General features: G+C 38.9%; 16 protein-coding genes. 13 read left to right on the top strand and 3 right to left on the bottom strand.

Annotated elements, in window-relative coordinates; translation table 11 throughout:
* Both ribA and ribH read left to right on the top strand, forming a co-directional pair.
* Positions 1 to 544 (top strand): GTP cyclohydrolase II (ribA, locus tag AC075L_RS14770; RefSeq protein WP_476387861.1); only part of this gene is annotated, 544 nt, incomplete at its 5' end.
* Positions 545 to 658: 114 nt separating this feature from the next.
* Complete coding sequence (gene ribH, locus AC075L_RS14765) at positions 659 to 1,126, top strand: 6,7-dimethyl-8-ribityllumazine synthase (protein WP_025579513.1); 468 nt, start codon at positions 659 to 661, stop codon at positions 1,124 to 1,126.
* On the opposite strand, the gene AC075L_RS14760 is transcribed toward ribH, so the two are convergent.
* Both AC075L_RS14760 and AC075L_RS14755 read right to left on the bottom strand, forming a co-directional pair.
* On the bottom strand, positions 1,123 to 1,494 hold the full coding sequence (locus tag AC075L_RS14760) for a pseudouridine synthase (protein ID WP_476387860.1): 372 nt from the start codon (positions 1,492 to 1,494) through the stop codon (positions 1,123 to 1,125). The genes ribH and AC075L_RS14760 overlap by 4 nt on opposite strands.
* Positions 1,478 to 2,173, bottom strand: a complete 696-nt coding sequence (locus AC075L_RS14755) for a pseudouridine synthase (RefSeq protein WP_476387859.1) — start codon at positions 2,171 to 2,173, stop codon at positions 1,478 to 1,480. The genes AC075L_RS14760 and AC075L_RS14755 overlap by 17 nt, the downstream gene beginning before the upstream one ends.
* Before the next feature lie 176 nt (positions 2,174 to 2,349).
* On the opposite strand from AC075L_RS14755, the gene AC075L_RS14750 reads away from it, so the two are divergent.
* Positions 2,350 to 3,261, top strand: coding sequence for a ketopantoate reductase family protein (locus tag AC075L_RS14750; protein ID WP_182437654.1), 912 nt, complete (start codon positions 2,350 to 2,352; stop codon positions 3,259 to 3,261).
* A gap of 137 nt (positions 3,262 to 3,398) precedes the next feature.
* Here the strand turns inward: AC075L_RS14750 and pckA are convergent, their stop codons facing one another.
* Positions 3,399 to 5,003 (bottom strand): phosphoenolpyruvate carboxykinase (ATP), encoded by a 1,605-nt coding sequence (gene pckA, locus AC075L_RS14745; protein ID WP_055052467.1) that lies wholly within the window; start codon positions 5,001 to 5,003, stop codon positions 3,399 to 3,401.
* A gap of 460 nt (positions 5,004 to 5,463) precedes the next feature.
* On the opposite strand from pckA, the gene AC075L_RS14740 reads away from it, so the two are divergent.
* The 10 genes from AC075L_RS14740 to AC075L_RS14695 form a co-directional block, all read left to right on the top strand.
* A complete protein-coding gene (locus AC075L_RS14740; protein WP_476387858.1) occupies positions 5,464 to 5,826 on the top strand; it encodes a PIN domain-containing protein in 363 nt (120 codons plus the stop codon).
* Between the two features lie 115 nt (positions 5,827 to 5,941).
* On the top strand, positions 5,942 to 6,232 hold the full coding sequence (locus AC075L_RS14735; RefSeq protein WP_476387857.1) for a hypothetical protein: 291 nt from the start codon (positions 5,942 to 5,944) through the stop codon (positions 6,230 to 6,232).
* 248 nt (positions 6,233 to 6,480) lie between these two features.
* The gene (locus AC075L_RS14730) at positions 6,481 to 6,822 is read left to right on the top strand and encodes an arsenate reductase family protein (RefSeq protein WP_118633031.1); all 342 of its coding nucleotides are present in this window, start codon (positions 6,481 to 6,483) and stop codon (positions 6,820 to 6,822) included.
* Positions 6,823 to 6,995: 173 nt separating this feature from the next.
* Complete coding sequence (locus tag AC075L_RS14725; RefSeq protein WP_020994060.1) at positions 6,996 to 8,012, top strand: AAA family ATPase; 1,017 nt, start codon at positions 6,996 to 6,998, stop codon at positions 8,010 to 8,012.
* 211 nt (positions 8,013 to 8,223) lie between these two features.
* Positions 8,224 to 8,700 (top strand): DUF1653 domain-containing protein, encoded by a 477-nt coding sequence (locus tag AC075L_RS14720; protein WP_118611685.1) that lies wholly within the window; start codon positions 8,224 to 8,226, stop codon positions 8,698 to 8,700.
* Positions 8,701 to 8,863: 163 nt separating this feature from the next.
* The gene (locus AC075L_RS14715) at positions 8,864 to 9,385 is read left to right on the top strand and encodes a cysteine hydrolase family protein (RefSeq protein WP_118611686.1); all 522 of its coding nucleotides are present in this window, start codon (positions 8,864 to 8,866) and stop codon (positions 9,383 to 9,385) included.
* 84 nt (positions 9,386 to 9,469) lie between these two features.
* Complete coding sequence (locus tag AC075L_RS14710; RefSeq protein ID WP_118611684.1) at positions 9,470 to 10,072, top strand: HDIG domain-containing metalloprotein; 603 nt, start codon at positions 9,470 to 9,472, stop codon at positions 10,070 to 10,072.
* Positions 10,073 to 10,326: 254 nt separating this feature from the next.
* Positions 10,327 to 10,914, top strand: a complete 588-nt coding sequence (locus tag AC075L_RS14705; RefSeq protein WP_119243985.1) for a class I SAM-dependent methyltransferase — start codon at positions 10,327 to 10,329, stop codon at positions 10,912 to 10,914.
* Positions 10,884 to 13,424: a DEAD/DEAH box helicase family protein gene (locus AC075L_RS14700; RefSeq protein ID WP_118585644.1), complete on the top strand. Its 2,541-nt coding sequence runs from the start codon at positions 10,884 to 10,886 to the stop codon at positions 13,422 to 13,424. Before AC075L_RS14705 ends, AC075L_RS14700 begins: the two co-directional genes overlap by 31 nt.
* Positions 13,396 to 13,871: MBL fold metallo-hydrolase (locus AC075L_RS14695; RefSeq protein WP_476387856.1), on the top strand; the 476-nt coding region annotated here is incomplete at its 3' end. The genes AC075L_RS14700 and AC075L_RS14695, both read left to right, overlap by 29 nt.

Raw genomic sequence — 13,871 nt, 5'->3', positions numbered from 1 at the left:
AGAGTTTATGGCGTATGGATTTGTAAACCGCCTGAATGGGGAACATCATGTAGCACTGGTAAAAGGTGAAATCGGAGATGGAGAAAACGTCCTGTGCCGTGTGCATTCAGAGTGCCTGACAGGAGACGTTTTTGGATCACAGCGTTGTGACTGCGGACAGCAGTTTGCAGCGGCGATGGCCCAGATTGAGGAAGAAGGCAGAGGGATACTCCTTTATATGAGACAGGAAGGAAGAGGAATCGGACTGATCAATAAACTTCGTGCCTATGAACTTCAGGAACAGGGAATGGATACACTGGAAGCAAATCTGGCACTTGGATTTGCCGGAGACGAAAGAGAATACTACATTGGTGCGCAGATTCTGAGAAATCTTGGGGTAAAAGAGCTGCGGCTGCTGACAAATAACCCGGATAAAGTTTATCAGTTGGAAGAATTTGGAATCAGGATCAAACAGAGAGTTCCGATACAGATGAATGCCACAGCGTATGATCTGCGTTATCTTAAGACAAAACAATTACGAATGGGACATATTCTGAAGTATTAAATACAGCGGGGATTTTCATATATAACGATAACGTTCCCGAAAATAAAATTTACCGTATATAAAAACCTGTACAGGTTAAAAAATATAAATTTACAGATGAAAGGACCAGAAAAAATGAAAACATTAGAAGGAAAATTAGTATCAGATGGAATGAAAGTAGGAATTGTAGCAGCCCGCTTCAATGAATTTATAACTTCCAAGCTGGTAAGTGGTGCCATGGATGGGCTGACACGTCACAATGTAAAAGAAGAGGACATCCAGGTAGCGTGGGTACCAGGTGCTTTTGAAATCCCACTGATCGCGTCTAAAATGGCAAAAAGTGGAAAGTATGATGCGGTTATCTGCGTAGGTGCTGTGATTCGTGGAAATACCAGTCATTATGATTATGTATGCAATGAGGTTTCCAAAGGGATTGCATCAGTATCACTGGAAACAGGAGTTCCGGTATTATTCGGAGTACTTACCACAGAAAACATCGAGCAGGCAATTGAACGCGCAGGTACAAAAGCAGGAAATAAAGGCTATGACTGTGCACTCAGTGCCATTGAAATGGTAAATCTGATCAAAGAACTTGAAGCTTAAATAGACAACAGATCAGACCCTGAAAGTGAAACCAGTTCACGAAAATCGAAAGGTAATGGTGCTTCCAGAAGGAGCATTTCATCTCTGAAAGGATGCTGAAAAGAAACTTTCCATGCATGAAGGGCTGCCCTGGAAAAGGAAGCACAGGAAGATATTTTATCGTCTGAATGATAAAGAGTATCTCCAAGCAAAGGATGTCCTGTGGATGCCATATGGACACGGATCTGGTGGGTACGTCCGGTATCCAGCTTAAGTGTGATAAGCGACCAGTCCTGACTGGAAAAAAGAGTATGATAATGAGTAACTGCTGTTTTGATTTTTCCCGATAATGCAGATGAATGTAAGGAAAGATCAGCAGCAGTTTTCATTTTCAGATGATTCTCCGGGTCCTGCATCAGCGGTAAATCTGAAGGTATGCCAGACACCAGGCATATCTACAGGCAAAGTACCGGATACAGCGGCAAGATATTGCTTGTGAATTTTGCATGGAGATTTTACAGATTGAAGCCTTGAAGCTGCTACCTGATTTTGGGCAAAAACCACAATCCCGGAAGTCTCCTGATCCAGCCGCCCCACCGGGCGGACACAGACCTGTTCATTTTTCTCTCGAAAGTAACCGGCAACAAGATTGGAGAGGCTGTCTGTATAATGCATTCCCGTCGGATGCGTAACCATTCCTGCCGGTTTATCAACTGCCAGAATATCCGTATCTTCATATAAAATATTCAGAGAAAAAGAAGTTTCGGAAACTGGAGCTGAAGCTCTGTTGGAATGGAAATCCGACAAATCCTTACTTCTGATTCCGTCATTATAATTTTCAAGATGCGCAGAAGCAGTCCCGGCTTCCTCCAGACAAACGCAGATCACATCGCCTGGATATATTGTCTCAGTTACACGACAGCGAACTCCGTTTCTGGTAATCCCGTCCGGTCGAAACTTCGCCTGGCTGATCTGCCGTTTTGTAAGTCCTGCATTCTTTTTCAGAAATGCTTCCATTTTAAGTTCTGTAGTTTGTTCATCTATTCTAAATTCCAGATATCGTTCCATCTTAATACTTTTCCTGCGTAATATATTCTGATATTGATACCATTGATATTACAGGGCAAAAAATAAACTGTCAATGCAAAATTATGTCAGCGTAATGCATAAAATATACTGAAGAAAAATTGTAATTGTGCTATGATATAAGAATCAAAACAATGAAAGCGGGGCAGAAAATAAATATGAAATACTTAATCATTGGAGCCGGAGGAACCGGTGGTGTTACCGGATATTATATGAAAAAAGCAGGCAAGGACGTAACCCTGATCGCGAGAGGCGAACACCTGAAAAAGATCCAGAAACAGGGTCTTACATTGGAGAAAATGTGGGATAAAACAGAGGAAAACATAAGCATTCCTGCTACAGATATGGAGCATTATGCAGAGCATCCGGACGTAATTTTTGTCTGCGTAAAAGGCTATTCCTTACAGGAAACGATTCCGTTTATCAAACGCATTGCCAGGAAAAATACTATCGTAATTCCAGTGTTGAATATATATGGAACAGGTGGAAAAATGCAGAAAGAATTGCCGGATCTTCTGGTAACGGACGGCTGCATCTATGTTTCTGCCAACATTAAAGAACCGGGAAAACTTCTCCAGCATGGACAGATCCTGCACATTGTATTCGGCGTAAGAGACAAAGCAGAATTCCGACCGGAACTGAAAGAGATTCAGAAAGACCTCTGTGACAGTCATATCGACGGGACTCTTTCGGAAAACATCCGCCGTGAAGCACTGGAGAAATTTTCCTATGTATCCCCGATCGGGGCAGCAGGACTCTATTACCACGCAACTGCCGCAGATTTCCAGAAAGAAGGCGAAGCCAGAGAACTTTTTAAGACCATGATAAAAGAAATCGCAGCACTTGCAGAAGCCATGGGAGTTCCTTTCCAGAAAGATATGGCAGAAGTAAATTTAAAAATCCTTTCCAACCTCGCACCGGAAGCAACCACTTCCATGCAGCGGGATATCATGGCAGGAAAACAGTCCGAAATTGACGGATTAGTTTACGAAGTAGTAAGAATGGGAGAAGAATATCACGTTCCGATACCCGCATATGAGAAAGTGGCAGAAAAACTCAGAGCCCTGTAGCGAAGCGGATTGCGAATATCCGCTTGACCACCGAAACAACATGAAAAAGGGATGCGAATTACTCGCATCCCTTTCGTACTCATTTGGACAATAAAATTATAATTTAATTATAATTAACTTTAATTCAGCAATTATAATTATAACTGAGGACCAGCTGCAACAAGTGCTTTACCAGCAGCGTTTCCTTCGTATTTAGCAAAGTTCTTGATGAATCTTCCAGCAAGATCTTTAGCTTTTACTTCCCATTCAGAAGCGTCAGCATATGTGTCACGAGGATCAAGGATACCTGTGTCTACGCCGTTAAGCTCTGTTGGAACTTCGAAATCGAAGAATGGGATCTTCTTAGTAGGAGCGTTAAGGATATCTCCGTTAAGGATTGCATCGATGATACCACGAGTATCTTTGATGGAGATACGTTTTCCTGTTCCGTTCCATCCTGTGTTAACCAGGTAAGCTTTTGCTCCGCTCTTTTCCATTTTCTTAACAAGTTCTGCTGCGTATTTTGTCGGATGCAGTTCAAGGAATGCCTGTCCGAAGCAAGCAGAGAATGTAGGTGTAGGCTCTGTGATTCCACGCTCTGTACCAGCAAGTTTAGCTGTGAATCCAGACAGGAAATAGTACTGAGTCTGAGCTTCTGTCAGGATAGATACTGGAGGAAGTACTCCGAAAGCATCTGCGGACAGGAAGATTACGTTCTTAGCTGCCGGTGCAGAAGAAATCGGGCGAACGATGTTTTCAATGTGGTTGATCGGATAAGATACACGAGTATTCTCTGTTACACTCTTATCTGCGAAATCAATCTTGCCTTCAGCATCAAGTGTTACGTTCTCAAGAAGAGCGTTACGTTTGATTGCATTGTAGATGTCCGGCTCAGATTCTTTGTCAAGGTTGATAACTTTAGCGTAGCATCCGCCTTCGAAGTTGAATACGCCGTTGTCATCCCAGCCATGCTCGTCATCACCGATCAGGAGACGTTTCGGGTCTGTGGAAAGAGTTGTTTTACCTGTTCCGGAAAGACCGAAGAAGATAGCTGTGTTTTCGCCGTTCATATCTGTGTTTGCAGAGCAGTGCATGGAAGCCATGCCTTTAAGTGGAAGGAAGTAGTTCATCATAGAGAACATACCTTTCTTCATTTCTCCGCCGTACCATGTGTTTACGATAACCTGCTCTTTAGTTGTGATGTTGAACATTACAGCTGTTTCAGAGTTAAGGCCTAATTCCTTATAGTTTTCAACTTTAGCTTTGGAAGCGTTGTATACAACGAAATCTGGCTCGAAGTTTTCAAGTTCTTCAGCTGTTGGCTGGATGAACATATTTGTTACGAAATGTGCCTGCCAAGCAACTTCAACGATGAAACGGATAGCCATACGAGTATCTTTGTTAGCACCGCAGAATGCATCTACTACGAAAAGTCTCTTGTTGGAGAGCTCTTTTTTAGCGATTTCTTTTACTGCATTCCATGCTTCCTGAGTTGCAGGATGGTTATCGTTTTTGTATTCGTCTGTTGTCCACCATACTGTATCTTTGGAGTTCTCATCCATAACGATATATTTATCTTTAGGAGAACGTCCTGTGTAGATACCTGTCATAACGTTAACTGCACCAAGTTCGCTGACCTGACCTTTTTCAAAGCCTTCCAGTTCCGGTTTGGTTTCTTCTTCAAATAATACTTCATAAGAAGGGTTGTAGACAATTTCTGTAGTTCCGGTAATGCCATACTTGCTTAAATCGATTTTTGCCATCTTACGTTTAACCTCTTTTCTTCGTTAATGAAAGCGCCTGTTTAAACAGGCTTAAGATACCTTACCATAAAAGCGAATGGGTATCGCTTCTCTTTTACTATTATACATATTTAACGCTTAAAATCAACAGGATTTTTGCCTTTTTTTGAAATTTGTTAAAGATTTATCAACTCAAATTTGATGAAAAAACCGTCATTTTTCACAAAAGGTATGTAAATTTATTATGGCGGCAATATGGGAATACTATTCGTGGATATGATAATATTCTGTCTGACTGGAACAGGCAGGAAAGACAACCAGGAAATACTAACCAGGAGAGCTGCCACTATGTGGTTGTGCCGAAGAAAGATGCATGTTAAAATAGGAAAGAATTATCCGGCTGAAAAATGACAGAGTATTATACAGCAGAGAAAAATAAAGGTTACTGTGAACGGAGTGAACATTAACAAATAAAGAGAGGATGAAGATTATCAAAACTTATTATTTAATTGATTATGAAAATGTAGGAAGTGAAGGCTTCAAAGGATGCGAAAAATTACGGGAAACAGATATTATCCATCTATTTTATACAGATAACAGCAGAAAAATAGACCTTGATATTATCAATGATCACGGAGAGTCAAAACTGATCACACATAAAGTACCAACAGGAAATCAGTCAGCAGATATGCATCTGGGCTCTTATCTGGGATACCTGATAGGAAAAGAGTGTGCAGGTCAGGATGAAGAATGTAAAATTGTTGTAATCAGTAAGGATACAGGATTTGACCATATTATAGAGTTCTGGAAAACAGAAAAAGATGTGAAAGTCTCCAGAAAATGAGAAGATTTCCGGAAAACAGGTGCATACAAGGAAACAGGTAAAAAAAACAGACCGGTAAAGTAAAAAGACGGACAGATGACCGAACAATCCGGTCAGAAAACAGAAAAACAGTTGGATGAACAACCTGAAAAAACAGTCTGTCAAACAATCAGAGAATCAGAATACAAAAAAGCCAAAACAAAAGATAATTGACATGAATGCCGGAACAAAGAAATTACAGCAGGAACTGGTATTGGTTCTCGACAAAGCAGGCATGCCAAAGGAAGTAGTAAACTATGTTTCTACAACTGTGGAGAAAAATGCAGAAGACAAAAACAGAAAACAGCAGATTTACAGATCTATCATTTCCAAATACGGACAGACAAAAGGACTGAACATCTATAACCATATTAAAAAGAAAATCTAACGGAATAAAAAATAACGGAATAAAAATAACGGAATAAAAGAAGGAGGCCGGGAACCTCATCGATTCCCGGCAAAAGTATGAAAAAGAAAAAGTTTTATTTGCAATTACTCTTTGCTCTGTACAAGTAATAATATAACCGGAAAATGTGAGAAATATGTGGTGAGAATTTGAAAAAACTGTGAAATGGACGAAAATTAAAAATGAACAGGAACAACAATTCTATGGAAAACGGGAGAAAGTATTAGATTATGAATATACAGATTTTTGGTACAAAGAAAAGCTTTGACAGCAAGAAAGCAGAACGCTACTTCAAAGAACGGGGAATTAAATATCAGTTTATAGATATGAAAGAAAAAGGCTTAAGTAAAGGTGAATTCCAGTCTGTCTGCCAGGCAGTTGGTGGTTATAACAAGCTGATAGATACTGACTGCAAGGATAAAGACCTGCTGGCATTGATCACTTATATCGCAGAGGAAGACAAAGCAGAGAAAATCCTCGAAAACCAGAGTATCATCAAAGTCCCTGTGGTAAGAAACGGAAAACAGGCGACAGTAGGATATCAGCCGGAGATATGGAAGAACTGGAAGTGATAATTATAGCCTTTTACAAGCTTTCAGATTTTACAATATTATATTGAATAAAATAGCTGTTTGACATATTTATATGTGTTATAATATAAAATTATTATAGAAGTTACTTTATATTGTCGTGCGACAGATATAATGAACTGATTTATAAAAATGGAAATATTGAGGTGATGGAAATGCCATTAACAAAGATTGCAGCAGAGAATTTTACGGTATTTGAAGATATAAAGATTCCTTTTTGTGAAGGATTAAATGTATTAGTTGGTGAAAATGGTGTGGGAAAGACTCATATTATGAAATTAGCCTATGCAGCATGTCAGGCTTCCAAACATGATGTGTCTTTTTCACAGAAAACAACTATGTTATTTCGTCCTGATCAGTCTGGAATTGGACGTCTGGTAAACAGAGGAAAGAGTGGAAGCAATAAAGCCATGGTTTCTGTGGAATCTGATACTGCCAAAATAGGAATGACATTTTCAACCAAGACACGAAAATGGGATGCAGAGATTAATTCAGAAGAGAAATGGGAAAAGCAGATGTCTGATCTCACAAGCGTATTTATTCCGGCAAAAGAGATTTTATCAAATGCCTGGAATCTGGATGCTGCAGTAAAAATGGGAAATGTGGAATTTGATGATACGTATCTGGATATTATTGCGGCTGCCAAAATTGATATTTCCAGAGGAGTGGATTCAACTGTAAGGAAAAAATATCTGGATATTTTACAGAAAATCAGTAATGGGAAAGTAACATTGCATGAGGATCGTTTTTATTTAAAACCTGGTACACAGGCAAAGTTAGAATTTAATTTGGTAGCAGAAGGATTACGTAAAATTGCTCTTTTATGGCAGTTGATAAAAAACGGGACACTGGAGAAGGGATCCGTTTTGTTTTGGGACGAGCCAGAAGCAAATATCAATCCGAAATATATTCCGGTGCTGGCTGAATTGTTGATCATGCTGGAGACAGAAGGTGTACAGATTTTTGTTTCTACACATGACTATTTTTTATCTAAATATATTGAAGTAAAGCGGAGACAGGACAGTAAACTGCAGTACATTTCCTTATATAAAAATGAAAACAACAAAGTATTATGTGAGATAGCACCGGAATTTGAATTGTTGGAACATAATGCAATTATGGATACATTCCGTCAGTTGTATCGAGAAGAAATCGGGGTGGCATTAAAGTGAGCGTTATACCAGAATCAGGAAAAACGCAGAAGATATTACGTGGCTAGCCGGGCCATTGGCAGAATTAAGAGCCAGATTGCTTAAGGTCAGAAAAATATGGGGCGTTGAGGTGGTTGTTTTAAATGAAGAACTTGCTGGAGAATATAATCTAACGTGTTAGAGTGTTTTTCTGGTTGCATGAAATAAGAACTATATGCTAGGAGATGATAAAATGGCAAAGATCAGAATCATAAAGAAAAATAATGACTGTAGCATGGAATACGAAGTAGGCGATATTTGTGAGGTCACAGGTACCTGGTATGGCGGCGTCCACATCAATGGCCGTTCCGGAATCCCGGTTTCCCTTGATAAAGAAGAATATATGGAACTCAACACAGAACCAGAAGAACCTGACAGCGCAGAAAATGAAAACACATCGGAACCACCGGAACACGATATCCATGCAGGCGACATTGTACAGCATTTCAAAAGAGAATGGGTATCCCCGGATACTTCCGAATATCTCTATAAAGTCCTTGCAGTAGCCCATCATACAGAAAATGGTGAAAAACTGATGATTTACCAGGCGCTCTACGCACCTTTCAAAATCTGCGCCAGACCCTATGATATGTTTATGAGTGAAGTAGACAGAGACAAATATCCGGATATTAAACAAAAGTATAGATTTGAGAAATATACTACAAAATAGATGATTGATATTTTATGGAATTGCTATAGTAAAACAGGCACTTTTGCCTGTACAAAAACACTTTGTCGTTGTATAGTAATAACAAATAATAACAGCATACGTTTCCAGAGATTTTATAGCATTATCTGAAAAAATGTGCAGAAAGAACGAAAGGGAAGGAAATATGCAGAAGGTATTAGTAGTTGTAGACATGCAGAATGACTTCATCGACGGAGCTCTTGGAACAAAAGAGGCAGTTGCCATTGTACCTGGTGTAAAAGAGAAAATCGAAAATTTTGATGGAGTTGTTCTTTTTACCAGAGACACCCATGAGACTTACTATCTTGACACTCAGGAAGGAAAGAAGCTTCCTGTACCGCACTGTATCCGTGACACCGAAGGATGGCAGATCCGAAGCGAATTAGATGCACTCAGAAAAACAGAACCCATTGATAAAGAAACTTTCGGTTCCACAACTCTGGCAGGAGAATTACAGATGTTAGATGAAGATCAGGGAATTGAAAGTATCACCTTCGTAGGTTTATGCACAGACATCTGTGTTATTTCCAATGCACTTCTGGTTAAAGCATCTCTCCCGGAAGTTCCGATCATCGTAGACGCTAAATGTTGCGCAGGCGTAACACCGGAAAGTCATGAGAATGCACTGAAAGCAATGGAAGCATGTCAGATCCAGATTGACAGATAAACTGCAGAGCAGTTATTCAGTTATAAACAAGCAGTAAAGCGGATGATTTGATCCACCTGATAATTCAGATATGAGGAGTGACAAATGAAGACAATAACACGAGACGAGGCATTTACATTATTAAAAAAATACAACAAGGATCCATTCCACATTCAGCATGCTCTGACTGTAGAAGCAGTAATGAAATGGTATGCCAGTGAACTTGGCTATGGCGAAGATGCAGAATACTGGGGAATTGTAGGGCTCCTCCACGACATCGACTTTGAACTATATCCGGAAGAACACTGTCTGAAAGCTCCGGAAATGCTCCGCGAAGCAGGTGTAGGCGAAGACGTGATCCATTCAGTTGTATCCCACGGTTACGGCATCACAGTAGGATGTGGCGCAACTATTGACGTAGCACCGGAACACGAAATGGAAAAAGTACTCTTTGCAGCAGACGAACTTACAGGACTTATCTGGGCAGCAGCACTTATGAGACCATCCAAAAGCACAAAAGACATGGAACTCAAATCCCTCAAGAAGAAATATAAAAGCAAGGGCTTCGCAGCAGGATGCTCCAGAGAAGTCATCGAGCGAGGAGCCGAACAACTTGGCTGGGAACTGCAGAAGCTGCTCACTATGACACTGCAGGCAATGGCAGACTGCGAGGATGAGATTAAGGCGGAGATGGACGCGGAAGCATAAATATTAAAACTGAATAATAAAGTAACAAGAATTGCTTAGAAAGAAAGGGACATATCAGAGGTAGAAGGTATGTCTCTTTTTGTATTACAGTGAATTGAATATAATAGGTAATGTCGAACGAAAATTGTTGCCGTTTATGTCGAAAAATTGTATAATATGACGTAAAGTAGTTAGCTTTATCAGATGACTTAGGCAGTAAAGAATATAAAAGAGAAATAATGTCTGAAGAGACATTTGGAAATTGGATAAAAATAATGAATAAGACTTTAAATTACTATAACGAAAATGCACAGTCCTTTGCGTCTGGAACTGTTTCCGTAGAGTTTACAGAAATGCAGGACAAATTTTTGCAAAAGCTTAATCCGGGAGCATATATACTCGATTTTGGTTGCGGCGCAGGAAGGGACACGAAATATTTTTTGGACCAAGGCTATCTGGTAGAGGCAATAGACGGTTCCGAACAGTTATGCCAGATTGCGAGTAAACATACTGGAATCAAAGTTAGACAGATGCTGTTTCAGGAACTGAAAGTGAATGAGAAATACGACGGCATATGGGCTTGTGCTTCCATTCTTCATTTACCGAAAAAAGAACTAAAAGAGGTTTTCAAGAAAATGCTCACAGCGTTGAAACCTGGTGGACGGATTTATACTTCTTTCAAATATGGAGAGTATGAGGGAGAGCGAAACGGACGATACTTTACAGATTTTACAATAGACACATTTGCGGATTTTGTACAGGAGATACACAATCTGCAAATAGAAGAACACTGGATCACAGGAGATGTCCGACCGGGAAGAGGTGAGGAAAAATGGCTGAACTTAATTATGCAGAAAAAATGAACATCGGATATGAAAATGAATATTCCACAGATGCCATGACCGGCGGACCTGATAAAAGAAGACAATTATATTATCAGTTAATCCAGAGTATGAAGAAAGCAGAAAGCGTTGATATCATTGTTTCATTCCTTATGGAATCAGGAGTAAAAATGCTTCTTCAGGAACTGGAAAACACCCTGAAACGCGGAGCCAAAATCCGAATCCTGACAGGAAATTATCTCGGAATAACCCAGCCGTCTGCACTATATCTGATTAAAAGAAAACTCGGTGACAGAGTTGATCTTAGATTTTACTGCGAAAAAGGCCGTTCTTTTCATCCAAAGTCTTACATATTCCATTATGCAGACCATAGTGAACTTTACATTGGATCGTCCAATATTTCAAGAAGTGCACTGACTTCAGGAATAGAATGGAACTACCGTTTTAGCAGCAAAAAAGATCCAGAAAACTATGCTGAATTTTTTTATACATTTGAAGACTTGTTTGAAAACCATTCCATCATAATCGATGATAAAGAATTAAAGAGATATTCCCAGAACTGGCATCGTCCTGCAGTTGCAAAAGATCTTGACAAATATGACTTTGAACAGGATACAGAAGATACTAAAATTAAAACAATGTATGAACCAAGAGGGGCACAGATTGAAGCACTCTGTGCATTGGAAGATACAAGAGCAGAAGGAGCAAAGAAAGCGCTCATCCAGGCTGCAACGGGTATCGGAAAAACTTATCTGGCAGCATTTGATTCCAAACCATATGAAAAGGTTTTATTTGTTGCACACAGAGAGGAAATCCTGAAACAGGCGGCAGATTCTTTCCGAAATGTAAGAAATTCGGAGGATTATGGATTCTTTACAGGAGATGAGAAATGCACGGATAAATCAGTTATCTTTGCTTCAGTAGCAACTCTCGGAAAATCAGAATACCTGAATGAAAAATACTTTGCACCGGATTACTTCAACTACGTAGTAATCGACGAATTCCATCATGCAGTCAATGATCAGTACAGAAAAATCGTAGAGTATTTTAAACCCCAATTTCTCCTCGGACTGACAGCAACACCTGAGAGAATGGATGGCAAAAATATATATGAAATCTGTGATTATAATGTGCCGTATGAGATTTCATTAAAAGATGGCATCAATAAAGGAATGCTGGTTCCATTTCACTATTACGGAATCTACGACGAGACAGACTATACCAAACTGCATATAGTCAGAGGAAAATATGCGGAAGAAGAACTGAACAAAACATACATAGGAAATGCTTACAGACATGATCTGATTTACAAATATTACTGTAAATATGGTTCAAAACAGGCATTAGGCTTCTGCTGTTCCAGAAAACATGCAGAAGAAATGGCAAAGGAATTCAGCAGAAGAGGAATCCCATCAGCAGCAGTTTACAGTAATGCAAATGGAGAATTCTCCATGGACAGAACAGAAGCAATTGAGAAATTGGAAAGTGGAAAAATCAAAGTCGTCTTTTCGGTGGATATGTTCAACGAAGGCGTAGATATTCCCTCTGTAGATATGGTAATGTTTCTCCGTCCGACGGAATCTCCAATAGTATTCCTGCAGCAACTTGGAAGAGGATTGCGGAGAAGTAAAGGAAAAGAATATCTCAATGTCCTGGACTTCATCGGCAATTACGAAAAGGCAGGAAGAGTCAGATACTTACTGACAGGAAAAAGTAAAGCAGAGAAACAAACCTATTCTCCAGCAGATAAAACAGATTATCCGGATGATTGTTTTGTTGATTTTGATATGAAATTAATTGATTTGTTTGCAGAAATGGACAAGAAACAACAATCACTTAAAGATCAGATAAAAAAAGAATATTTCAGAGTAAAAGAATTACTCGGCAAACAACCATCCAGAATGGATTTATTTACATATATGGATGATGACGTTTATCAGAAGGCAATTGCACGTTCAAGTGAGAATCCATTTAAAAAGTATCTGGAATATCTGAATGAATTAAATGAACTTACAGATGAACAAAAAACTTTCTTCCAGGGAATAGGAAAAGAATTTATAAAACTGCTGGAAAACACCAATATGACCAAGGTATACAAAATGCCAGTACTGATGGCTTTCTATAATCATGGTGATGTAAGAATGGAAGTGACAGAAACAGAACTTTTGGCAAGTTGGAAAGAATTCTTCTCTACAGGAACGAACTGGAAAGATCTGGATACAGGGATTACATATGAGCAGTACTGCAAAATTTCGGATAAAGATCATATTAAAAGGATTATTAAGATGCCAGTGAACTTCTTAGTGAAATCAGGAAAAGGATTTTTTTTGAAAAGGGAAGATTCAGCGCTGGTATTAAGGGATGAAATGAAAGAAATTATAAAGAATTCTGTGTTAGCAGAGCAGATGAAAGATGTGATTGAGTATAGGGTAATGGATTATTATCGAAAACGATATATAGATTATATAAAAGAAGCTACATGTATGAAAGAAGCATACAATTATGCAAAAGATTTTAATGAATTATTATGAATATGATAAGGAAAGGCATATTATTATGGTAGATGTTTATTTACTTCCAGCAAATGAGGGAGATTGTCTTTGGGTTAGATATGGAAAAAAAGAGGGAACAAGACATAATATAATAATTGATGGAGGCGTAGAATCCAATGGAGGAGACATTGCTTCAATAATAGAAAATATAGCTGAAAGAAATGAAAAGGTTGATATTTTTGTTACACATATTGATGGAGATCATATTCGAGGATTAATAAAAGGAATTGGGATAAGTAATGCAGAAGTGTTAAAAAAATGTGTTGATACCATTTATTTTAATAATAAGAAAGATATTCTCGATAAATTTAGAATAGATTCTATTTCATCAGAAGGGTTGGAAGAATCAATTAAGACCTATATACCATCAGGAAAGGGATATTCAATTTCAGAAGCAGTGTCATTGTTAGAGATACTTAAGAAAAA

The organism is Blautia sp. ZXY-1-B12 (genome assembly GCF_056339915.1).
Note: the sequence above shows the minus strand (reverse complement) of the source record. Positions and strands in the feature narration are given on the sequence as shown.